This window comes from Acinetobacter calcoaceticus, from assembly GCF_016508255.1.
Lineage (GTDB): Bacteria > Pseudomonadota > Gammaproteobacteria > Pseudomonadales > Moraxellaceae > Acinetobacter > Acinetobacter calcoaceticus_E.
On the sequence record NZ_JADVKT010000001.1, the window covers coordinates 267,395 to 290,663 of the forward strand.

General features: G+C 38.3%; 18 protein-coding genes and 1 pseudogene. 7 read left to right on the forward strand and 12 right to left on the reverse strand.

The window, feature by feature from the left end:
• Window positions 1–15: 15 nt before the first annotated feature.
• Window positions 16–2,523, reverse strand: a pseudogene (locus I5515_RS01290) (autotransporter assembly complex protein TamA); the annotation flags it as partial.
• 391 nt (window positions 2,524–2,914) lie between these two features.
• On the opposite strand from I5515_RS01290, the gene I5515_RS01295 reads away from it, so the two are divergent.
• Both I5515_RS01295 and coq7 read left to right on the forward strand, forming a co-directional pair.
• On the forward strand, window positions 2,915–4,237 hold the full coding sequence (locus I5515_RS01295) for an MFS transporter (protein WP_199964395.1): 1,323 nt from the start codon (window positions 2,915–2,917) through the stop codon (window positions 4,235–4,237).
• A 3-nt stretch (window positions 4,238–4,240) separates the two neighbouring features.
• Complete coding sequence (gene coq7, locus I5515_RS01300) at window positions 4,241–4,876, forward strand: 2-polyprenyl-3-methyl-6-methoxy-1,4-benzoquinone monooxygenase (protein WP_042897016.1); 636 nt, start codon at window positions 4,241–4,243, stop codon at window positions 4,874–4,876.
• A gap of 46 nt (window positions 4,877–4,922) precedes the next feature.
• On the opposite strand, the gene I5515_RS01305 is transcribed toward coq7, so the two are convergent.
• Complete coding sequence (locus tag I5515_RS01305) at window positions 4,923–5,471, reverse strand: DUF2799 domain-containing protein (RefSeq protein ID WP_199964396.1); 549 nt, start codon at window positions 5,469–5,471, stop codon at window positions 4,923–4,925.
• A gap of 401 nt (window positions 5,472–5,872) precedes the next feature.
• Here I5515_RS01305 and I5515_RS01310 point away from each other — a divergent pair, with 401 nt between their 5' ends.
• On the forward strand, window positions 5,873–7,297 hold the full coding sequence (locus I5515_RS01310; RefSeq protein ID WP_199964397.1) for a glutamine synthetase family protein: 1,425 nt from the start codon (window positions 5,873–5,875) through the stop codon (window positions 7,295–7,297).
• 72 nt (window positions 7,298–7,369) lie between these two features.
• On the opposite strand, the gene I5515_RS01315 is transcribed toward I5515_RS01310, so the two are convergent.
• From I5515_RS01315 to I5515_RS01355, 9 genes are all read right to left on the reverse strand, one after another.
• Window positions 7,370–8,089, reverse strand: a complete 720-nt coding sequence (locus tag I5515_RS01315; RefSeq protein ID WP_199964398.1) for a response regulator — start codon at window positions 8,087–8,089, stop codon at window positions 7,370–7,372.
• 11 nt (window positions 8,090–8,100) lie between these two features.
• Window positions 8,101–10,755 carry an ATP-binding protein gene (locus I5515_RS01320; RefSeq protein ID WP_199964399.1) on the reverse strand — a complete coding sequence of 885 codons (2,655 nt, stop codon included), beginning with the start codon at window positions 10,753–10,755 and terminating at the stop codon, window positions 8,101–8,103.
• Between the two features lie 38 nt (window positions 10,756–10,793).
• Entirely contained in the window at window positions 10,794–11,399 is a 606-nt protein-coding gene (gene kdpC / locus I5515_RS01325; protein WP_199964400.1) for a potassium-transporting ATPase subunit KdpC, read from the reverse strand.
• 13 nt (window positions 11,400–11,412) lie between these two features.
• The gene (gene kdpB / locus I5515_RS01330) at window positions 11,413–13,452 is read right to left on the reverse strand and encodes a potassium-transporting ATPase subunit KdpB (RefSeq protein WP_199964401.1); all 2,040 of its coding nucleotides are present in this window, start codon (window positions 13,450–13,452) and stop codon (window positions 11,413–11,415) included.
• Between the two features lie 8 nt (window positions 13,453–13,460).
• Complete coding sequence (gene kdpA / locus I5515_RS01335) at window positions 13,461–15,170, reverse strand: potassium-transporting ATPase subunit KdpA (RefSeq protein WP_199964402.1); 1,710 nt, start codon at window positions 15,168–15,170, stop codon at window positions 13,461–13,463.
• Between the two features lie 258 nt (window positions 15,171–15,428).
• On the reverse strand, window positions 15,429–15,866 hold the full coding sequence (locus I5515_RS01340) for a 2-amino-4-hydroxy-6-hydroxymethyldihydropteridine diphosphokinase (RefSeq protein WP_199964403.1): 438 nt from the start codon (window positions 15,864–15,866) through the stop codon (window positions 15,429–15,431).
• Entirely contained in the window at window positions 15,823–16,203 is a 381-nt protein-coding gene (folB, locus tag I5515_RS01345) for a dihydroneopterin aldolase (RefSeq protein WP_199964404.1), read from the reverse strand. The genes I5515_RS01340 and folB overlap by 44 nt, the downstream gene beginning before the upstream one ends.
• 15 nt (window positions 16,204–16,218) lie before the next feature.
• Entirely contained in the window at window positions 16,219–17,517 is a 1,299-nt protein-coding gene (locus I5515_RS01350) for an ABC1 kinase family protein (protein ID WP_199964405.1), read from the reverse strand.
• 58 nt (window positions 17,518–17,575) lie between these two features.
• Window positions 17,576–18,352 carry a HesA/MoeB/ThiF family protein gene (locus I5515_RS01355; RefSeq protein WP_199964406.1) on the reverse strand — a complete coding sequence of 259 codons (777 nt, stop codon included), beginning with the start codon at window positions 18,350–18,352 and terminating at the stop codon, window positions 17,576–17,578.
• A gap of 172 nt (window positions 18,353–18,524) precedes the next feature.
• On the opposite strand from I5515_RS01355, the gene I5515_RS01360 reads away from it, so the two are divergent.
• On the forward strand, window positions 18,525–19,106 hold the full coding sequence (locus tag I5515_RS01360) for a flavin reductase family protein (protein ID WP_199964407.1): 582 nt from the start codon (window positions 18,525–18,527) through the stop codon (window positions 19,104–19,106).
• 133 nt (window positions 19,107–19,239) lie between these two features.
• Here the strand turns inward: I5515_RS01360 and I5515_RS01365 are convergent, their stop codons facing one another.
• Entirely contained in the window at window positions 19,240–20,010 is a 771-nt protein-coding gene (locus I5515_RS01365) for a 3-hydroxyacyl-CoA dehydrogenase (RefSeq protein WP_199964408.1), read from the reverse strand.
• Between the two features lie 169 nt (window positions 20,011–20,179).
• On the opposite strand from I5515_RS01365, the gene I5515_RS01370 reads away from it, so the two are divergent.
• The 3 genes from I5515_RS01370 (at window position 20,180) to I5515_RS01380 (ending at window position 23,267) form a co-directional block, all read left to right on the forward strand.
• On the forward strand, window positions 20,180–21,208 hold the full coding sequence (locus tag I5515_RS01370) for an AraC family transcriptional regulator (RefSeq protein WP_199964409.1): 1,029 nt from the start codon (window positions 20,180–20,182) through the stop codon (window positions 21,206–21,208).
• Window positions 21,209–21,449: 241 nt separating this feature from the next.
• Complete coding sequence (locus tag I5515_RS01375) at window positions 21,450–22,424, forward strand: aliphatic sulfonate ABC transporter substrate-binding protein (protein WP_199964410.1); 975 nt, start codon at window positions 21,450–21,452, stop codon at window positions 22,422–22,424.
• 3 nt (window positions 22,425–22,427) lie between these two features.
• The gene (locus tag I5515_RS01380) at window positions 22,428–23,267 is read left to right on the forward strand and encodes an ABC transporter permease (protein WP_199964411.1); all 840 of its coding nucleotides are present in this window, start codon (window positions 22,428–22,430) and stop codon (window positions 23,265–23,267) included.
• Window positions 23,268–23,269: the final 2 nt, after the last annotated feature.

Here is a 23,269-nt window from a genome sequence, read left to right on the forward strand (position 1 = left end):
AATAAAATTTTATTTTTAAAGTTGTGGGCCTATAAAGAAATGTAAACGAATCGGATGGTTTTCATCTGAAATACCCGAAGCGACATCTAAACGAATTGGGCCGATTGGAGACTTCCACCGAATTCCAACCCCAACGCTATAAGCTGCTGGATTATTAAAGTCTTTATCATAGGCATTACCAAAATCAGAGAAAATAGCAGCTCGCCAACCGTCCTTAAATTGATAGTTATATTCTAAAGAACCTACAGCCAAAGCTTGTCCCCCAATTTTATATCCATCGACTTCTGGGGAAAGACTCTTATAGTCAAAGCCACGAATTGTTTGGTCACCACCAGTAAAGAATCTAAGATTGTACGGAACTTTATTAAAATCATCGGTAAAAATGTAGCTTAGATCAGATCTTCCAACGAATTGATGATCATCATTTTCACCAAGAGAATAAATAAATCTCCAGCCCGCGCTAGCAATTGCCATATTGGCATCAGACAATAAAGACTCGCTACCTAATTCTAATTTATAAGTTTGTTTAAAAGCTTTCGTTGGGTTTAAACGTGTATTACTCGTGGTTTTAGATGTCTCATAACTAAATAATAATGCTTCTTGCTCTGAGGCAGCAGTTTTAAAAGCATCTGGTAACTCAGAAATATCAACATTACCCTGTTGGGTCAAACGGTCTAAACGATAACGTACGCCAAAAGTATGCTGCCAGTTCCCTAATGGGCGTTTAATTATGCGCTCTCCACCTAATACTGCCGACTCAGTAAGCAAACCTACATCAGGACCAATATTATTCCTCGTCTCGCGCTCATATCCACCCACAATGTTAAAGTAATCATTTAACGGATGTTTATAAGGAATACTATATCGACCATCAATAGATTGACGAATTTGAGAGACTTCCATATTGGCATCAAAAGAATGACCATATTTATTCACAATAGAACGGCGATACTGACTACGTAATCGGGCGCCCGTATCGGTTCCATAACCGACACCAGTCTCTAGACTGTTTAGCTTATCTGCATTTAAAGTCACAATGACCGGAATTCTTTTAGTTTCACGCGCTTGTTCTTGCAGGCGATCCTGTTCAGTTTCTTTTTCACTTTGTTGAGTTGGGGCACTCTGCAACATCGCTGTTTGAGGTCCTGCCTCTTTTACCTTTTGTGTTCCTGCAAACTGTTTTTCATCTACTACATTTTGGGTAACTTCTTTATTCGACGTGGCTAATTGACGAGCTTTAGCAAGTTGTCTTTCTTCTGGTGAAAGTAAATTAGATTCATCGACATCAATATTTTGCTCATCGACAAGCGCTTGTAAATCTGGCGGTAACTCAAGTGGCTTTTCAATTGGATCAGGTTTTATTGAATCAACTAAGGTGTAATTAAAATAACGCGAGTTCGTTAAGTTATTAGCTAAAACATTTACCCGCCAAAATGCATAATCATCGCCGTCTTTCCATGGCGCCATACTTTCTAAAATATTCAAATTCAATGGCAAAGGTTTCGATGGATCACTCATACGAAACTCAACCTTATCAAGTTTGTATCGCTCACCTGTTTCATAGCGTAAGTTAATATCAGCCTTATTTTCTGGCTGACTTACTTTTACATCATGCAAGCGCCAAAAAGCATCAAAATAACCATTATCTGATGCTGCATTAACAATACGATTTTTAGTGGTTTCATACAAACCGTGATTAAAGATATCACCGACATCTTGATCGGGAACTAAGCGAATAACTTGAAACTGTGGTTGTTTTTCGCCTGGACCTGTAAATTGGATATTTTGTTCATTAATTCGAACAGGTTCATTCGGCGTGACTTTTACACGAACTCGACTTGGGCTTAATTTTTCAAATCGGAACTCCGCATTATAATAACCGACTGCTTGCGCGGCCTGATTACTCAATGTTCTAAGCTGAGGTAAGGCCGCATTAAAATCTTCAAATGACTCTTGAGTAAATGTTGATAGCTTACCTTTAATATTTTTAGCAAGCGCATCTGAAGCCCCATCTACCTCCGCAGTAATACGAGGTACTTGCTCCATCGGAATTACGCGTGGTGGACGCACTTTATTCAAAATACGTTTAAAGAAACCAGCTTGCTCAGGCGGCACTTCGGCCTCTGGAGTTAACTCAGGTAAGGTTTTTCCCGTTTCATTGGCTTCGACTACAATCTGACTATCAGATTTAATCTCTTGCATAAGTTGGTCAATATTTACAGGCGCTTGATTAATCTGATTTAATTCAGACTGAGTTGCGTCACTGACTGTAACTTCTGGTAGCTTCTGAGTGCCATTTTGGAAGTTCTGCGCCTCACTTTTAGCTTGCTCAGCAACTTTATAAATTTCATTTGCCATGTTTTGGTCAACAGGCAACTCTGGTAAATCTTCAAGATTATCAAGACTAATTGGCTTAAATTCGTTAATTTGATTTGGAAATTGTTCTTGTTGTTGCAATATAGCCAAGCTATCTTGTTGTTGCTGAGCTTGAGTTACAAGTGTAGCAATATCGGTTATTGGAGCAGCAGTTTGCTGACTCACAGGAACTAATTGTTCAGTTGATGCATCAGACACAGTCTGGTTTAAAGTTGAGGAATTACTCTCAACAGAGGTTTGAGCAAAGCTTGGAGTTACACAAACCGTTAACAACAAGCTGCTACAAATAAGTTTAGGAATCCCCTGCATTTTTAAAATTAAATGCATAGAATGAGAGAGAGTTGACTGTTTAAACTTAATTTTAGAAGGCATAGAAAACTCTAGACTTATTTTTTAATAAAACGCACCAAGGTGAGTGTAAAACTCACTCAAAACCATTGATTTTTCATTTAATCAAGCGTTAAAAATATCATACATGGTTTTCGATGCAAATTAACACTCGGTCACATTTTTTTATAAAACACAATGAAGTTTGCACATGATGAAACAAGATGAGCACCTGATGACGTCACGTCGGTTTGTACCGATGTTTTTTACCCAGTTTTTCGGGGCATTAAATGATAATGTTTTTAAGCAATCTTTATTATTGGTGATTACTTATGGGTTGATTCAGCAGCAATCTGCCCCTGTTAGTACTCTTAATAATTTAGCAGCCCTTTTGTTTATCTTGCCATATTTCTTTTTTTCAGCAACAGCTGGACAAATTGCAGATAAATATGAACGTTCACAACTCGTTCGTGGCATAAAAATTTTAGAAATCATCATTATGCTCATCGGTTCTGCTGGTTTTTTATTAGGACATTTATGGCTATTGTTACTTGCTTTATTTTTGATGGGGACACATTCAACATTTTTCGGCCCTATCAAATATGCAATTTTACCTGAAATTTTAAAACCTAATGAATTGATGTCTGGTAATGCCTTGTTTCAGTCAGGCACTTCAATGGCTATTTTGTTTGGGATGATTTTAGGTGGTGCTGTAATTGCATCCTCCCATGGAAACTTATTGTGGATTAGTCTTACTGTTGTAATTATTGCTGGTATTGGCTATTTATGTAGTCGCTTCATCTTGCCACAGAAAGTTGCTGCTCCCGATTTAAAAATTGACTGGAATTTCATTCGTACCAGTTTTCAAACCATTAAATATGCCAAAAGCTTACCTTTAGTGTTCACAATTTTGTTAGGTAACTCATGGTACTGGTTTTATGGTGCTACTTATTTAACTCAGATTCCTCAACTTACTCAGCAAAATCTTCATGCTTCAGAAAATGTAGTTAGTCTTTTACTTACTTTCTTTTCGGTTGGTATTGGTGTGGGGTCGCTTCTCTGCCGAAAAATTGGTGGTTCAGAGATTAATATTAAAATGGTACCGATTGGTGCAATTGGCCTCACTGTTTTTGCGCTCTACCTCGCAGCCAGTCTAGCATTTGTACCAGAAAGAACGGGTGCATTGCTCACTTTAAAAGATATTTTTACTCAAGGCTGGGTTTACTATCATGTCATGCTGGCAGTGACTTTACTGGGCATTAGTGGTGGTTTTTATATTGTTCCCCTTTATGCAATGATGCAGGCATATTCACCACGCTCACATCGCGCTCGTGTCGTTGCGGCTAACAATATTTTGAATGCCGTCTTTATGGTTTCTTCCGCAATTTTTTCAATCTTAATCTTAAGTGTTTTAAAAATTGATATTAAAATACTTTTTATTATTACAGCTGTACTTAGTGCAATCTTTAGTATTTGGCTTCTAGCTCGACTAAAACCAATGCTTGCCACAGCCCACCTTTCTTTAGAGGACTAATTTATGCGCCAATATACAGGCATTGATCGACTTATTAACTCTTTTGATCAGGCATTACGTAGTCTTGTTCCAGGTGCAACAGCAGCGCAGCGCCAAAATCCGGCCGAAACAGTTGAAGCAAAATTAGGAGTAGAAGATGCTCGCCATGTAGCAGGTCTAATGCGTGTTAACCATAGTGGTGAAGTGTGCGCACAAGCCCTTTATCATGGTCAGGCATTAACGGCAAAATTACCCAATGTTCGCCAAGAAATGCAACAAGCGGCAGTTGAAGAACAAGACCATTTGGCTTGGTGTGAAGTTCGATTAAAAGAGTTAAATAGTCATACCAGTTTATTAAACCCAATTTGGTATGGCCTTTCTTATGGTATGGGTGCTCTTGCTGGTATTGCAGGTGATAAATATAGTTTAGGTTTTGTGGCCGAAACCGAACGTCAGGTGAGTCTTCATTTACAAGATCATTTAAACCAGTTACCTGCTCAAGATGAACGCTCTCGTAAAATTTTAGAGCAAATGAATGAAGATGAATTACACCATCGCCATACTGCACTGGAAGCAGGCGGTGTTGAATTACCTTATGCTGTGAAAATCACCATGACAGCTATTTCGAAGTTAATGACAAAAACCAGCTATTATCTTTAAAGAAAAAGAGGATTGATCTCATCATGATCAATCCTCTTTTCAAATATTATTTTAATCCATGATCGTATTTAAAACGCTCGACATCTCGAATGGAGTTCCAGTAGTTTCGATTAATACGGTCACGATCAATTTGTAACTCTCTTAAAAGCTTACGATAACGTTCACGCTCTTCTGGTTTCAATTTTTCATTGTAAGCATTATCAGAATATTGCTTAAATTTTTCGTCATAACGATCATACTCATTTTTTGCATTATAGTAATCGGAAGCTGCCTGATAATAAGGTCTTAAACTGTTACGCTTCTCGACTGGGCACGCGTTAAAGTTACCATTTCCCTCCAAAGCGTTATAAAAAATATTCGCTGGTTGACAATAATATCCAAGGCCTTCCTTATATCCACGCTCATATGACTTTTGATCGGGAACGATATTCGCTTTTCCACATGCTTTGTAATATTGATCTAAACGAGGCGTGGAACCTTTCGCCCCATCTTTCTCACCCACTAACGACCAATTTGCAGTCTTACATTCTTCTAAACTCATTGCAGCACAACCTGAAAGGCTGATTGCTAGAATGGCTAAACCGATATTTTTCATATTAAGACAACTCAAAAATAAAATTAAAAAAACGCAAAAATAAAATTCCAATAAATACCCGATTTAAGTCTTGCTCTATTGAAGACTTCAAAAAGTTTATAACTGGATAAGAACGTAAGTTTAAATCAGTTTAAACATCTCACCAAATTCAAAGCTCAAAATTCGTACTATCATTTAATTTTAAAAGGAAAAACCGGAAGAATTTATCCACGATTAAACTGCCCTATACACTATTTTTATTTAAAGGTTACATGTGAAAATTATTTTCAACCATTTAATTTTTAACAAAAAATTATAATTTTTTTTTAAAATGTACTTTAATCATTTTACTCTTTTTTTACGCGATTAACTTCAAAGGCTAAGGTAGGATTTTAGCAAAATAACCACCAAGGTTTCTTATAATGAGTACGCTTATTTACCCCAATTTAAACTTAAAAGATTCTCACTTTAAGGCATTTAAAATATCAGATGATTTTATTTCACCGATACAAGATCATACTTTCAACTCAGAACTGTTTTTGAAAGAAGTTGATGACTATTTAAGTTTATATCCTCAGACTCAACATATTGATATTTGTCTACATGATTTAAATGGACATATTCGTGGGAAACGGATTGATGTTAAAAGTCTAAGAAATCTCTCTGGCGGATGTTATTTCCCGCTTTCCGTTTATGCAATGAGCCTCGATGGAAAAGTTATTGAAGAAACAGGTTTAGGCAAATATATTGGTGAACCAGACAGACTATGCGTGCCCATTTTAGCTAGTTTACAACCCAGTGCTTTAACCCCTGAATTGAATGCCCAGCTTTACTTATCAATGCAAGAAGAAGATGGCACAGACTGTCGCTATGAGCCACGCAATATATTAAAAAAATTATTAAATCAGTTACAGACTGTCCATTATTTTCCGGTCATGGCTGCTGAACTAGAGTTTTATCTTTTTTCACCCCATCATCAAAATGAACCGTGCTTAGAAAAGCAATGTTTTGATATAGATGCACCAACAAACTATCAACAGGTTTTAGAAGAAGTAGAAAAAGCCGCTTTACTGCAATCTATTGAAATTACAGCGATAGTGGCAGAGTCTTCCCCAGGACAATACGAATTAAATCTTCAACATAGCCATAATATTTTAAAGCTTTGTGATCAAATTAATGCTTTAAAAAGAATTGTAAAACAAGTCGCAAGAAAACATGACTTAACTGCATGTTTTATGGCTAAACCAAACTTATCAAAGGCTGGTAGTGGCATGCATTTTCATATGAGCATGCTTAATCAATACAATGAAAATGTATTCAGTTCGGAAGTAGAAAAAGATAAACCTTCGCCCAAACTACTTAGTGCGATTAGTGGCCTAATTGAGTTAATGCCAGCATCTATGGCTATTTTAGCGCCTAATATTAATTCATATAGACGTTTTAAAATTGGTCATCATGTGCCATTAGAAGCCAATTGGGATACCAATAATCGTAATGTGGCCATCCGCATTCCATGCTCAGATGTACAAAATCAACGCTTAGAATATCGGGTTGCTGGAGCTGACTGTAACCCCTATCTGGTTACAGCTACTATTTTAGCCGGCGTGTATTACGGCTTATCTCATAAATTACCGCTGCCCAAACCTGCACATCTTTTAAAATTTCCAGATGAGCACATTTTATTAGCCAATAATCAACAAGAAGCCTTAAAAATATTTAAAGGGAACCTTATTTTAAAAGGATATTTGGGAGCTGACTTTGTCGAGCATTGGTACACAGTTAAACAGGCAGAGTATCAAAATATTTATAGTCAAATGACTGAAGCAGAACAACATTGGGATATATAAATAAAAAAAAGCAAAAAAACTATAAACCACTTTGCAATCCCTTAGGGAGAAATTCCCTAAGGTTTTTTTTATTTAATTCATAACTTTTTGTTTAGATAAGAATCTCAAACCAACACCTGGCTCAGTTGCGATATAACGTGGCTGAATTGCGTTATCCCCTAGTTTACTGCGCAACTTACCCACTAAAATACGTAAATAGTGAGTATCTTCTTGATGGGTTGGCCCCCAGAGTTCTTTTAGGAGCTGGGGCTGTGTTAAAAGCTGTCCTTGATAGCGCATTAATAGCGTCAAAAGCTGAAATTCTTTTCGAGTTAAAGTAATTGGCTGTTGCTCAATCCAAACTAAACGTTGTGTAACATCGACTTTTAGGTAGCCATCATCATAAACATGCGCTTCTTGCTGAATGGGTTGATTTCTTAAAATAACGCGTATACGCGCTAACAGCTCTTGTACACTAAAAGGCTTGGTCATGTAATCATTTGCGCCAGCATCTAGCAAGGCAACTTTTTCATATTCATCGGCACGTACAGATAACACAATCACTGGAATATTTGACCAGCTACGTAATTCTTGCAGTACTTCTTTACCGTCTAAATCTGGCAAGCCTAAGTCTAGAATAACCAAGTCGGCACCTTGTGTTGCCAAGGCTTCTAGACCTTTATACCCAGTCTCACAAAGCATGGTTTTGTATTTTTGTGTTCTTAAAGCAATATCTAAAAATTTACGGATTTGAGGCTCGTCATCAATAATCACAATACGTGTTTCTACTGGAGATGTTTCTGGACTTATCATGAATTTACAACTTATTCTTTTATTGGATGAAGGGGTAATCTTATTTGAATTAGAGTACCTTTTTTTTGTCGTCCTGCAAATGCCTCTATTGTTCCCATATGAGCGCCAATAATTGCTTTTACAATCGTTAAGCCCAAACCAGTACCAAATTTTCCACGGTCTCCACGCTCCATCGTGTAAAACATATCGAAAATACGGTGTCTTTCTTCTTCAGGAATTCCCACACCTCTGTCTTCAATTTCTATTTTCACTTCATCTTCTGATGAAAGATTAGCGCGAATCATGACAGGTTCATCTGGGGGTGAAAAGTTTGCCGCATTTTCTAAAACATTAAAAATGGCTTGTTCTACCAGTGCTGGGTGAACATACAAACTAATCGTTTGTTCAGGCAACTGAACTATGACTTGGGTATCTGGTTTATAGCGCTTTAAACGGCGGGTTGCCGAACCGATTAACTCATCTATCCCAATCCAGTCTCTTTTTAAAGTTAAACCTTCATGCCCCAAACGGGTCATATCAAGCAGGTTTTGAATATAACGGTCTAAACGCTCACCTTCTAAATGAATCGTCTCAAGTAAATCTTGTTGGTCTTGTTCTGACATGTCAGCTTTAAAATTAGCAAGTGTGTCCGCTGCTCCAATAATAGAAGCAAGTGGCGAACGTAAATCATGAGATACCGAAGATAATAAAGCAGAACGTAAGCGTTCTGTTTCACTGGTTACTTTTGCCTGTTCAAGTTCATTCACTAATTGAGTTCGAAGTGCTGCCTGCGCAATATACTCAATTACACTTTCCGTCAGTTTCTTTTGCTCAAAATTTAAAGAAACCACTTCATTTTTAAAATAAATTCCGACTATACCTAGGCTATTTTTTTGTTCTAAAAGTGGTAAAAACCACCAATTTGACTGGCTAAGTGTATCGGTAAAACGTCCGCACGGTTGTTGATGTTTTAAGCACCAATCTGCTGCCACTTTTTCTTTATCGTTTAACTCAACATCAGATGAAATTACTTTATCTTGAATACAAATCCACACCTTAGTTTGAAGTTGTGTTTCTAAAGTCATACGACCTGTTTGCATAACTTCTTCAAGATTTACGGCACTAGAGAGTTTACGCGCCAAGTCCTGCATCACCGTAGTATAGACATTGGCAGCTTTTAAAGACAAAACCTGCTGACGTAATTGAGAAGCCAAGCGTCCAGCGATTAAAGCTGCTGCAAAAAAAGCAACAACGGTCACTACCCCTTGGTGTGCTGAAATCTGAAAAGTAAAACGGGGGGCAATAAAGAAAAAATTATAAGATAAAAAACAGATTAACGCTGCCACTACCGCAGCGAGCATTCTAGTTTTCGTTGCTACAATTAAAACTGAAATAATAAAAATGACAGAAAAGTCTTCAATCCCTAATAAAACTTCAGCAAAGTGAGCTACAAAAATGCTGGCACACGTAACAGCTAGAACAAAAATACTTTCTTTTAATGATAGAAATGATGGCTTTTCAAGCTGAGTTGTTTTTTTAGTACCTTGTTCTGGATGCAAAATGGTTAAGGCAATTGAGTTTTCTTGATTCAATAATTGCTGAGCTAAATTTTTCTTAAATAATTTTAACCACCATGGTGAGATACTTTTGCCAATAACAAGATTTGAAATTCCCCGATCAACTGCCGCATCCATTAATACTGACGCAACTCGATGCCCATATAAAACTTCTGTACGGCCACCTAGTTGGCGGGCCAGTTCAAACGCACGGTCAATTTCGATATATTCTTTTTTATATGAATTTCCTGAACTCTGTCCAAAGTCTAGATTCTTAGCTACATTCACTACAGTCCATGTAGCCCCATAACGTTCTGCTAAACGGCAACCTGCCCGTACTAAATACTCAGAAGAGCCTTGCCCATCTATCGCAATCATTAATTCATTTTGCAACGATATAGATTTTAAACCTTTAGAGACATAGCTTTCTTTTAAATCTGAATCAACATGCTCAGCAACGCATTGCATTGCTAGCTCACGTAGTGCAGTTAAATTCGAAATGCTAAAAAAGCCTTGTAACGCCAGATTTGCTTGCTCGGGCACATAGACTTTTCCTTGATGAAGTCTTTCAATAAGCTCACTAACGGGTAAATCAATTAAGCGAATGTCTCGAATACGATCAAACACTCGATCTGGCACAGTTTCATTTACTCTAATGCCAGTAATCTGGTGCACCACATCATTTAAACTTTCTAAATGCTGAATATTGATGGTCGTGAATACATCAATACCCGCATCTAACAATTCATTAACATCTTGCCAACGTCGCTCATGGCGACTATTTGGTATGTTGCGATGAGCCAACTCATCAACCAAAACAATTTCTGGATGCCTAAGTAAAATGGCATCTAGGTCCATTTCTTCTAAAGTATGCCCCTGATATTGCATTTCCTTTCTAGCAATTTGAGGCAACCCTTCCAAAATTTTTAGAGTTTCTATTCTTCCGTGGGTTTCAACAATACCAACAACAACATCTGTGCCTTGTTGAAATAACTCTTTAGCGCGGGCAAGCATGGCATAGGTTTTACCAACGCCAGGCGCTGCACCGAGAAAGACCGTTAGTCGACCGGCTTGATATCTGTTGACATGATTTAATAAGGCTTCAGCCTGATTTTCGCGATTGCTTTGCACTTGATATCATCCGGTAAACTAACAATTTTATTTTTAAGTTAATGTGTAGATTGTAATTGATCTAAAGCGATATTTAGTTCTAATACATTAACACGAGCTTGCCCTAATACACCAAACTGAACTGGTTCAATATGCTTTTGTAATAGTTCTTCCACAGCTTTAGGTTCTAAATGACGAACTTGAGCCACTCGAGCAACCTGTAATTGAGCGGCTTCTGGGCTAATATGAGGATCGATACCACTACCCGATTTAGTCACCAAATCGCTTGGAATAGGTGTGTTACCCGTATGATCCTGTTTTTTCACTTCAAGAATCTGAGCATCAATTTGTTTTTGCAGGTCTGGATTCGTGAGGGCTAAATTTGTACCCCCCATAGACATTGGATCATAAGCAACTGCTGAAGGGCGTGGATGAAAATAAGCCTCTCCAACAAATGGCTGAGCAACTAATTTTGACCCTAAAACTTTATGATCTATTTCGATCAAACTACCATTGGCCTGATTGTTAAATAAAACCTGTCCAGCACCTGTAGCGATAGCACTATAAACAGCACCACAACCAACCAAGGTAAAGATTAGGAGTCCTAAAGATGCTCTTAAGGTCTGACCCAAATTTGCTTCTGAATTTTGTGCATAAGTTTTCATTTCAAACTCCAGATTACAAACCAAATAATTGAACAATCACAACATCAATTGCTTTAATGGCAATAAACGGTAAAACCACACCACCCACACCATAAATCAACATATTTCGACGTAGTAACTGAGTTGCAGTTGAAGGTTTAAATTTGACACCACGAAGTGCAATTGGAATTAATAGCGGGATAATAATCGCGTTAAAAATTAATGCAGATAAAATCGCACTATTTGGACTCGCTAGATGCATAACATTCAATACTTGCATTTGCGGTATTGCGGCCGCGAATAGTGCAGGCAAAATGGCAAAGTATTTAGACACGTCATTTGCTAAAGAAAACGTTGTTAAAGCGCCGCGAGTAATAAGTTGCTGTTTCCCAATTTCAACCACAGCCAGCAATTTGGTCGGGTCAGAGTCTAAATCGACCATATTGCCGGCCTCTTTGGCAGCTTGTGTACCCGAGTTCATAGCTAAACCAATATCGGCCTGCGCTAATGCCGGTGCATCATTGGTTCCATCACCAACCATCGCAACTAAACGACCTTGTTGTTGTTCATTCCGAATACAGGCCAATTTGTCTTCTGGTTTTGCTTCGGCAATATAGTCATCCACCCCTGCTTCAGCAGCAATCGCGGCAGCAGTTAATGGGTTATCACCTGTGACCATGACGGTTTTTATGCCCATTTCTCTTAAACGGGCAAAACGTTCTTTAATGCCGTGTTTAATCACATCTGAGAGTTCAATGACGCCCAATACATGATGTTGATTTGCGACAACCAATGGTGTTGCACCTTTTTTGGCAACTTGTTCAACACGCGCTTTTAACTCTAAATCTTGAGAATAATCTTCATCTACAAACTTCAAGATCGCATCTAAAGCACCTTTACGAATCTGGTCACCATTAGGTAAATTCACGCCAGAAATTCGAGTTGAAGCACTAAAAGAGATAAATTCGGCCTGCTTAGGTTCTTGCTGTTTTAGACCCTGTTCTTTTGCTAACTTAACAATTGATTTTCCTTCTGGTGTTGGGTCGGCAAGTGAACTTACCCAAGCAGCAGCTCTTAACTCAGACTCACTCACAGAAGTTAAAGGGTAAAATGAGGTCGCTTGACGGTCACCATAAGTAATGGTTCCTGTCTTATCGAGTAAAAGCACATCAATGTCACCAGCAACTTCGACAGCTTTACCTGATTTCGCTAAAACGTTGGCTTTGAGAGCACGGTTCATACCCGCTATCCCAATCGCAGGTAACAAACCGCCGATTGTTGTTGGAATCAAGCAAACCAATAATGCCACAAGCACGACTGGATCAAGTTCAATATGCAGATAATGAGCAATAAACGGCAGGCTAATCACGACAATTAAAAACGTGAGTGTCATCACCATTAATAAGAAACCAAGTGCAATCTCATTTGGTGTTTTTTGACGGTTTGAACCTTCAACCAAAGCAATCATACGGTCTAAGAAACTTTGACCAGACTCAGCAGTGATTTGTACGACAATACGATCTGTAAGTACTTTGGTTCCGCCAATGACTCCTGAACGGTCTGTTCCTGCTTCACGTAGCACAGGTGCTGACTCACCTGTAACAGCCGATTCATTAATCGTGGCAAAACCTTCTACAATTTCACCATCGGCTGGAACAAGCTCACCTGCATGTACTTCAATAAAATCATTTAAGTGAAGTTCAGTTGCTGGAATTTGAGTCGTTTGACGGTCGGTCAAAGAATTGAGTCTTCGAGCAGTCAAGTTTTCTCTTGCTGCACGCAATGAAGATGCCTGTCCACGACCTCTAGCCTCTGCAACCGCTTCAGCATAGTTAGCAAATAAAATCGTAATAAACAAAATTGCTGTGACGACCAAGCCAAACACTAGGGTGGCATATCCCATTAAGGTACTTAGAGCAGTAATCACTGTTCCAAGCCATACAATTGCCATAACTGGGTTTTTAATTGCATGCTGGGGTAGCAATTTCACAAAAGCATTTTTCCAAACTTCAAAAGTTGGTACTGCCACAGTTGTTTTATGGCTATTTACATGAGTTTGTGTATTCATTTTCACTCGCCTCCTTAGCCTTTAACCAACAAAAGTTGATCGGCAATTGGCCCAAGGACAAGAACTGGCATAAATTGTAATAAGGTAAGCAACACAACAATCGTAATCAGTGTTAACGCAAAAGTTGGTGTTTCAACCTGAAGACTACCTGTTGTTTCGGGTGCTTTTCTTTTTGCTGCTAAACGTGTCGCAATCATTAATGGCAAAATTAAAGCTGGGAAGCGCCCTAAAATAAGTGCAATGCTACAAGTGACATTCCACCAGACTGTAGTATTTTTAAGGCCTGCAAAGCCTGAACCATTGTTGGCAAATGCAGAGACATATTCATAGAACACTTGGGTAATACCGTGTGGCCCTGGGTTTGTAATGCCAGATAAGCCCGGAATGCTGACACTTAGAGCTGTAAAAGCAAGAATGATAAGAGGCTGAATCAAGATAATAATTGCAAGTAACTTGATCTCTGGGGCTTCAATTTTGCGCCCAAACAACTCAGGCGTACGGCCTGTCATTAAACCTGCAATAAATACCGCAAGTAACAGATAAACCATAAACTGTTGCAGACCACAGCCCACACCACCCCAAATGGCATTAATCAACATATTAATGAGTTCAACCAGCCCAGTGAGAGGTGCCGAAGAATCGTGCATCATATTGACCGAACCATTATTCACTTGTGTGGTAAGCGCAGCCCAAACTGCTGATGACGCAGCTCCGAATCGTTGCTCTTTACCTTCCATTACGGCAATTTGAGATGCCGTCGATGACATACTTTCAGACCAGACAGCTGCAGCACCTGAAATAATTGACATCAAAAGCATGCTACCAAACACAAAGTAGGCAAATTTTTTGCGTTGGGTAAAATGCCCCACCATAAAAATGACTGTCATTGGAATGAGTAAAATCGCAATCATTTCAAAGAGGTTAGATAGTGGCGTTGGATTTTCTAAAGGTGCAGCACTATTTGGACCATACCAGCCCCCACCGTTACTACCTAATTGCTTAATCGCCACCATTGGGGCAACTGGTCCTAATGGAATTTTTTGGGTTTGTACTGTATTCGCTTTATCAATAACTTGTACTTCGGGTCCGCCCTGAAAAGTTGCTGGCACGCCTTGGCTATTGAGCAATAATGACCAGACAAAACAAAGTGGAAGCAAGAAACGTACTGTAGGGCGGATCACATCTGCCCAATAGTTACCAATTAAAATTTGATCTGGCTGTTCAGCAACATCTGCTGCAATATGGCTAGGACGTTGATAAAAGAAAGCTCTTAAAGTCGCAACAACTAAAGCTAGCCCCATCATTGGTGTGATGACTTGTAAGCCCACAATACCAGTCATTTGCGACAAATAAGACAATTGAGCTTGGCCAGAATAATGCTGTTGATTGGTATTAGTTAAAAATGAAATAGTCGTGTGTAATGCTAAATCCCAGCTCATGTTTGGTGCGTGATTTGGGTTTAATGGTAGCCATGCTTGCGTCATGAAAATAGCGAAAACGGCTACAGCCAGAAAGACACAGCTAACAACAAATGCTAAAGAATATTGTTTCCAGTTCATTTGTTGTTGTGGAGATATACCTAACAAGCGATAAACAGGATTTTCAATCCAACGAAATAATCCATCACCCCACATCGGCTGATTTGCCATCACTTTGGATAGATATTTACTCAGACACCATGCTAAAAAAATAGTAATAAATAAAACAAGTATAAGTTCTAACATGGCTATTCTCCTTTATATTCCAAGGCTTGATTTGCCAAACTGGAAATAAGAAGAAACGAAGAAATATCATTTTTTTTGAGTCCGCATAAAACAATGCCTGACTGATGCAAGATGCGCATTTGAGAATTTATAAGCATCTTTATTGTCCTGAAATAACACTAATTTAGTGAATTTCAGTATGGGTAAAATGCTCGTAAATTCTCTATTGAGGAACTCAAAGACCGCGTAAATTTTACGTAAAATCTAGTTTAAAAGAATCTAAACTTTAAAATTAACGACTGGATAAAGCGTGCTATCAGCCTTTAAAGTCTTACAATGCCAAAGCTCATATAAAGGGATTTTTACATCAAGTGCTAAAGGTAATTTTTTAGAATTAAATTGCATATGGTCCAGATCATTTCCCCATGCGATCAAATCTACATCTAAAGAAATATGATGCGATGGACGAACACGACCAGAATCTGACTCAAGTTTCTTGAGAAAAGATTCAATTTGTTCACAGGCTAAAGTACTTTTTAATAGACATGCTGAATTCCAGTAATCATCTCCAATACCATCTCGGCATGGAATTTGATAAACAGATGAAAACTGCACTTTCCCCAATGTTGCTAATTGCTTATAAGCAAAATTAAAGTGTTGTTCTGCGTCTAAATTACTCGCCAGAGCGAGCGCAAAAATTGTTTCTGGTGCGTTCAAGACGAATTCCTACAGCATTAGCTTCTGCAATGATGGCGGGCTTACGGATGGTTATGGTAATTTTTTCAACTGTTGGAAAAGTTTCAAACAAGCTTTGCAAAACCAAGTGTGCTGCATGTTCTATTAATTCAGGCTTAGCATCTTGAATCGTTTGAGCCGACAACTCACAAATCTGCGCATAATTGAGTGTATCTTCAAGTTTGTCAGACTGTGCAGCGCGGCTCAAATCATTATGAATGGTTAAATCCAACATTAAAGGTTGAATGATTTGTCTTTCCCAGTTGAAACAGCCAATGACTGTTTCCACCTTTAAACCTTCAATAATTATGGCATCCATAAATTCAAACTGACCTTAGTGCTTTAATAACGAAGCAGGTTCCATATTTTGAACCATTTTCAAACGTTGGTCTGCATAAATATCAGTATATGGTGCGAGTACGCGCATAAAACGATCAAAATAAAGCATTTGCTTAAATAATAAAGCAAAATCTCGAGGGAATTTAATACCGTGGCGCTCACCCACACCCACCATATCCATCATAATGTCGTTTAAATCGGCAGGATTGGTAGACAGAATTTGCTGCGGATCAGCCATCAAAACACCATTAAACAAGCGCTCTAAATCTTGAGCCAATACATCCACATCAACTTTGTTATGGGTCATACCCATTTTCAGCATGTTTTCTGCCATTGCCTGATAATCTGTTTTTTGCAATGCATCCATAAAGGCCATACACGCTGTCCAAACTTCTGGGTTTAGCTGACCTACGATACCAAAGTCAATAAAACCAATTCGTCCATCTTCAAGCAACATTAAGTTTCCGGCATGTAAGTCTGCATGGAAACTCTTACAGAGCATTAGACTACCAAACCATGTGTTCATTGCTGTAATAAGCACTTGTGATGGGTCTTTAGCATATTGTTTTACCACACTAAAATCTGTCAAAGACACACCATATAAACGCTGCATGGTTAAAACACGGCGTGTAGAAAACTGATGATAAACTTTAGGCGCAGTCGCAGCATGGTTTTGAGAAATATTTAAATATTCTACAAAGTCATCTAAGTTTTGAGCTTCTTCAATGAAATCAACTTCACGCACCATACGGGTTTTAATTTCATCAACAATATCAGAAAGAGCAGCAAACTTGATCTTTGGTACTGCGCGTTCAAGTAATTTAGCAGCCCAATGCACAACATTTAAATCTGTATATAAAATGGTTTCAACACCAGGCTTTTGTACTTTAATAACGACATCTTCGCCAGTGGTCAGTTTAGCCGCATGAACCTGAGCAATTGAAGCAGAAGCTAATGGCTTTTCATCGATATAGCTAAAAATCTGATTTAAATCTCGCCCTTCAAACTCAGAAGCAAGAACCTCTTGAATATAGCTAAATGGCAGAGTTGGGGTCTGGTCTAAACAACCTTGGAATTCTTCTACATATTCACGAGGGAAAAGCGATGGCGTACTTGCAATAAACTGTCCAAGTTTGATGTAAGTCGAGCCAAGCGACTCAAAAGTTTCTCTCATAAGTTTGGCATTACTTGGTTTTTCAGTTGCGTATTTAATACCAGCTTTAGCGGCAACCACTGCTGTTTCACCAATACGGGCAACTGAACGCAGCCCATCAAACAAAATATTTTTTTTCATATTTCTTCAAAACCAAAACATTCAGGTTGAGTGTAGCAAATTTTATTTCACTTGCTGACTAGCTTGCCTGACAAAGTGGGCAATTTATATCTTTATCAAAACTAACAAGACGTTGTGTCATATTTAATCCATCCCACAGCAACAGTTTCTGTTTTAAGGGGGTACGATTAAGCCCTAAATACAACAAAGTGTGATGAGCCTGTAATGACGCTATCATTACAGGAGTAGTAGCAAGTACTCCTGACTCAGCACAACGTAGCCCTTCATTGGCATGCTGTTCTTTTGGAAAAAGGCATTCATAACACGCAGAATCGCCTTCCACCATAAACATTTGTGCCTGAAAACCAATTGCTGAAGCACTAATTAATGCGACCTGATATTTCTTGCAAGCTGTATTTACCAGATAACGCGTTGTAAAGTTATCACAGCCATCTAACACGACATCTTGGTGTGCAATGAGTTCATCAATATTATGTTCATCTAAACGTTCGTTATAGTATTCAACAGAGATATAAGGGTTAATTTTCTGTAATCGTTTTGCCAAAATTTCTGCTTTATAACGGCCAATATCTTCATAACCAAATGCAATCTGGCGTTGTAGATTACTCACTTCGATTGTATCTGCATCAATGAGTGTTATTTTCCCAACTCCTGCACGTGCCAATAACTCTGCACTACTACAACCTATCCCTCCGGCACCAACAATCAGGATATTAGCGAGTTTAAGTTTTTCTTGAGCTTCAATATCCCATCCATCAAGTAAAATCTGACGGCTATAGAGATGCATCTCTTCATCACTTAACTCTACAAAATCGACATCTTGATGATCTGTCACGCATTGATCCTTTCACTTAGTGGCGAAATGATTTTATGATTAAGTCAGTGATTAGAAAAGCCATAAAACAAAAACAACCTTTTATTCTTTTAAACTTTATTCACTACATTACATCTACCCTACTTTCTGCAACAATACTTGGTATCTATTTTCTTTATCACTTAGGCTAAATATGTCTCAATCATATATTGCACCTGTCGAATTAGAAAAAGCTTATCGCCTGTTAAATCATGGTCCAACGGTATTAGTTTCTGCTCAGCATGAAGATGATCGCAACGTTATGGCCGCTGCGTGGGCATGTGCCTTAGAATTTAAGCCAGCCAAAGTGTCTGTAGTTTTAGATAAGAGTACTAAAACCCGACAACTTGTGGAACAAAGCGGCTATTTCACACTACAAGTTCCCTGCTTTGCTCAGCTAGATATGACCCAACGGTTAGGAACAATCAGTAAATTAGACGACCCACAAAAACTTAAACATTGTGGAGTAGAGCTATTTTATCAAGAAGGGCTTACAAGCCCACTTGTATCAGGTTGTATCGCATGGCTCGTATGCAAACTTATTCCTGAACCGCATAATCAGGCAGCTCATGATTTATTTATTGGTTCTGTTGTGGGCGCATGGGCAGATAACCGTGTTTTTAGAGATGGACATTGGCACTTTCAAGATGCTCCAAAAGAACTTCGAAGCCTACACTATATCGCTGGTGGAACCTTTTATTTAATTGGCGAGGAAGCCAAAGCCAACCTTGAATAACGAAAACGGATATTTCTTTTAATTGCAAAAAACCGCAAATGCCATGCGGTTTTTTGCACTCAACGTTTATTGTTAAGAAATTTATTGCTTCAACTGGGGCTATTTCACAAGCAATGATTAAAAGGCCTTCTCATCATTTTGGCGCCATACGAATAGCACCATCCAAACGGATAACTTCGCCATTTAAATATGAGTTTTCAGCAATATGGGCAACCAAACGGGCAAACTCTTCTGGTTTTCCTAAACGAGATGGATACGGCACCATTTGCCCCAAAGCATCTTGAACATTTTGAGGCATACCTTTAAGCATTGGAGTTTCCATAATTCCCGGTGCAATCGTCATAATACGAATAGCATGGCGTGCCAACTCACGAGCAATCGGCAATGTCATGGCCACAATAGCACCCTTAGATGCTGAATATGCTGCCTGACCAATTTGCCCATCAAAAGCTGCCACAGAAGCTGTATTTATAATTACGCCTCGATCTTCTTCACCTGCTTCAACTGTGTTTTTACTCATTGCATCCGCTGCAAAACGCAGCATATTAAATGTACCTGTGACATTAATCTGCAAAGTCTTTGAAAACAACCCTAAATCATGTACACCTTCACGGCCAACCACCTTCGCAGAAGGACCAATACCTGCACAGTTGACTAAACCATGCAAACTGCCATGTTTTACCAATATATCTTTAAAGAACTGTTCAGCAGCTTGCTCATCGGTTACATCAAGTTTTACAAAGTCAGCTTTTGATCCTAATTGCTTTGTTTGCTGCTCACCCGCTTCTACATTCATGTCTACCAATGTAACAGAAGCACCTTGCTGTACTAAATATTCGGCAGTTGCAGCACCTAAACCAGAGCCACCCCCTGTAATTACAAAATGTTTCCCTTGAATTTTCATGATTTAATGTCCTATAGAAATGTTCTTTAAGCTTAGTAGTGAGAGTAAAAGTTGTTTTTTTCCGATACAATTTCAAAAAGCAGCAAAATGTTTGCAACTTTTGATCACTCCAGATCTTGAATATTAAATACTTCACTTGAAATAAGTTTATAAAATATGAGTCTCTGACATGGTTGTCCAATCTTCTTTGAGTAAAGGAACAATTTCGATTGCGCTAGTACATGAAGCGCTGAGTATGGCTTATGCCAAAGGGCTAAATACACAAATCATTCTAAATAATGCAGGTATTCCCGCTGAACTACTGATGTCTCCAAAGGCTCGTGTGCCTGTTATGACATATGCCCAATTATGGATCGAGCTTGCCAATGTAATGAACGATGAATTCTTTGGGATGGATAGCCACCCAATGCGTCGTGGCAGCTATAAATTACTGACTAAACTCGTTAGTACCGCAGAAACTTTAGAAAAAGCACTCTACGACATTTTAAAGTTTTTTAACTTTGTGCTTGATGACATGCGTGGAGAATTAATTCGGGAGCAAGGAAAAGCTTATTTAGTGATTCATGATCGTGAACAACCTAAACGCATGTTTACCTATGCAACCTTTTTAATATTAATACACGGGCTTATGTGTTGGTTAGTAGACCAACGAATTACCTTAAATAGCATATCAGTACGCTGCTCTAAGCCTCAGGATATTCAAGACTATCTGGTCCGTTTTTGTGCAGATATAAAATTTAATGCCGACATAAATCGAGTCGAATTCGATGCTCACTACTTAGATATTAAAATTAAAAAAGATAAGAAATCACTTTATGATTTCTTAGAGCAAACGCCACAAAATCTTTTAGTTCGCTTCAAAAATAAAAATGCCCTGAGTCTTCTTATTCGCCGCCATTTATTGAAGCTTCATCCTTCACAATGGCCTGAGTTAAAAGATGTTGCACAGCAACTTAATATTTCTGAGGCTACCGTTCAACGCAGACTAAAACATGAAGGAGTAAGTTATCAGCAAATTAAAAATGAGATCCGCTGTGATATTGCTGTTGAACGTTTAAGCAAAACCAGTGATTCAATTCAAGATATTAGTGAAGATTTAAGCTTTCATGATCCAAGCGCATTTCACCGTGCCTTTAAGAAATGGACTGGCGTTAGTCCAGGTGCATATCGAGATAATTTAATAGCACACCAGCAATAGCATACTATCGAACATAAGCTTATGGAATTAACACTTAAGCTTATTATATTTATGTCTTTTTAATTCAATACTTTAGATAAGCACATTATTTATATTTTAATAACCATTATAAAAACAGTTACTTATAATTTCATCTACACTTTTATCTTTCAGCCTGATTTCTAAATCAAAATAACTAAGTTTGGAACTTATCAAACCCATGTAAGGATGCTCTATTATTTGACTTGGTTATATTTTTAGTATGTCTTTAAAATCAAAATTTGCTTTACCAAAGGCTTTGTTGGCATCAACACTGGGGTTTGTATTTGCTTCATCTGCTTTTGCGGCAGTTCCAACCACCCTTAAACTTGATTATGCTTATTATGCTCCAACAAGTTTAGTGGTAAGAGATCAAAAACTTCTAGAGAAAGCACTTCCCAACACTCAAATTAAATGGGTTTTTAGTCAAGGGAGTAACCGATCATTAGAATATCTCAACAGTAATAGCATCGATTTTGCATCTACAGCGGGACTAGCAGCTGTACTAAGTAAAGCGAATGGAAGTCCAATTAAAACTGTCTATGTGCAAAGTCAGCCTGAATGGACAGCCCTTGTTGTGCCAAAAAACTCACCAATTAAAAGTTTAAAAGACTTAAAAGGTAAGAAAATTGCCGCGACCAAAGGAACAGATCCGTTCTTATTTACCTTGCAAGCATTAGATACGGTAGGCCTAAGTAAGCGTGATGTGCAGCTTGTTCACTTACAACATCCTGATGGCAAAACGGCGTTGGAACGTGGACAAGTAGATGCTTGGGCTGGACTTGATCCTTTAATGGCTTCAGCTCAAATTCAGTCAGGTGCTAAATTACTTTATCGTAATATTGGATTTAACAGTTTTAGCGTACTTAGCGTTAAAGAAGACTTTGCAAAGCAAAGCCCCGAAGCTGTTGAAGCAGTCATTAAAGCCTATGAACAAGCTCGAAAATGGGCAAAAGCCAACCCAGATAAAGTAGCAGCACTGTTAGCACAAGAATCTAAGTTACCTCTGCCTGTAGCTAAGCTACAACTAAGCCGAACCAACTTTGATCAAAATATTCCATCTGCATCCCAAGCACAGGCATTGAAACGTTCTGGGAGAATTTTGACGGAAGAAGACTTGGTAAGAAAAAGCACCAATGTGAATCAAGTCGTTGACCAGTTGTTAGACCCTCGTTTTGCTCAAAAAGTTGTGAAATAATATATGGGTGATTCAATCAATAAAGCTGAGCTAAAACACTTCTTAGCTCAGCAAACTTTAAAAGCTAAAAACAAGCATTTAAATAAAAAATTTATTCGCTGGTTTAAAGCATTACTCATTCCAGTAATCTTTTTAGTTGGCTGTGAGTTTTTAGTCAGAAATGGCTATATCGATGCTTATTTACTGCCTGCACCAAGCAGCTTATGGCAGTCTTTGTTGGATCTGGCGCATAGCAATTTGTTTGCACATATTTATATTAGTACATGGCGGGTTTTAATAGGTTTCATTGTCGGAAGCAGTCTAGGGTTAATTTTTGCGATTTTGGTTGGATTAAGTAAAGAAGCAGAAGCTTATTTAGAGCCGACTTTTTCTGCAATTAAATCAATTCCAAGCCTTGCATGGATTCCATTGTTATTGCTTTGGCTAGGAATTGATGAAGCTTCGAAAATTACGCTTATTGCTATCGGAGCTTTCTTTCCAACTTATACCAATACGGTTGCAGCAATTCATAATGTAGATAGAAAGCTCATTGAGGTTGGAAAAGTTTATCGGCTCAATGCTTTTCAGCGGATTATATCTATTATTTTACCAGCAGCATCTCCGGGAATTTTAACGGGTTTACGTAACAGCTTAAGCTTATCGTGGATGTTTATGATTGCTGCTGAACTGATTGCAGCCACTCAAGGAATCGGTTATTTATTAAGTGATGGTCGAGAAACATCCCGCCCAGATATTGTCATTATTGCAATTATTTTATTGGCCCTATTGGGTAAAGTGACCGATAGCTTAATGAAACTTATAGAAAACTGGTTATTACGTTGGCGAGATACACTACAAAAATAACT

Bases quoted from the DNA above. Each gene is read 5' to 3' on its own strand.
- I5515_RS01295 (WP_199964395.1), top strand. From the start codon at position 2,915: ATGATGAAACAAGATGAGCACCTGATGACGTCACGTCGGTTTGTACCG.
- coq7 (WP_042897016.1), top strand. From the start codon at position 4,241: ATGCGCCAATATACAGGCATTGATCGACTTATTAACTCTTTTGATCAG.
- I5515_RS01305 (WP_199964396.1), bottom strand. From the start codon at position 5,471: ATGAAAAATATCGGTTTAGCCATTCTAGCAATCAGCCTTTCAGGTTGT.
- I5515_RS01310 (WP_199964397.1), top strand. From the start codon at position 5,873: ATGAGTACGCTTATTTACCCCAATTTAAACTTAAAAGATTCTCACTTT.
- I5515_RS01315 (WP_199964398.1), bottom strand. From the start codon at position 8,089: ATGATAAGTCCAGAAACATCTCCAGTAGAAACACGTATTGTGATTATT.
- kdpC (WP_199964400.1), bottom strand. From the start codon at position 11,399: ATGAAAACTTATGCACAAAATTCAGAAGCAAATTTGGGTCAGACCTTA.
- kdpA (WP_199964402.1), bottom strand. From the start codon at position 15,170: ATGTTAGAACTTATACTTGTTTTATTTATTACTATTTTTTTAGCATGG.
- folB (WP_199964404.1), bottom strand. From the start codon at position 16,203: ATGGATGCCATAATTATTGAAGGTTTAAAGGTGGAAACAGTCATTGGC.
- I5515_RS01350 (WP_199964405.1), bottom strand. From the start codon at position 17,517: ATGAAAAAAAATATTTTGTTTGATGGGCTGCGTTCAGTTGCCCGTATT.
- I5515_RS01360 (WP_199964407.1), top strand. From the start codon at position 18,525: ATGTCTCAATCATATATTGCACCTGTCGAATTAGAAAAAGCTTATCGC.
- I5515_RS01365 (WP_199964408.1), bottom strand. From the start codon at position 20,010: ATGAAAATTCAAGGGAAACATTTTGTAATTACAGGGGGTGGCTCTGGT.
- I5515_RS01370 (WP_199964409.1), top strand. From the start codon at position 20,180: ATGGTTGTCCAATCTTCTTTGAGTAAAGGAACAATTTCGATTGCGCTA.
- I5515_RS01375 (WP_199964410.1), top strand. From the start codon at position 21,450: ATGTCTTTAAAATCAAAATTTGCTTTACCAAAGGCTTTGTTGGCATCA.
- I5515_RS01380 (WP_199964411.1), top strand. From the start codon at position 22,428: ATGGGTGATTCAATCAATAAAGCTGAGCTAAAACACTTCTTAGCTCAG.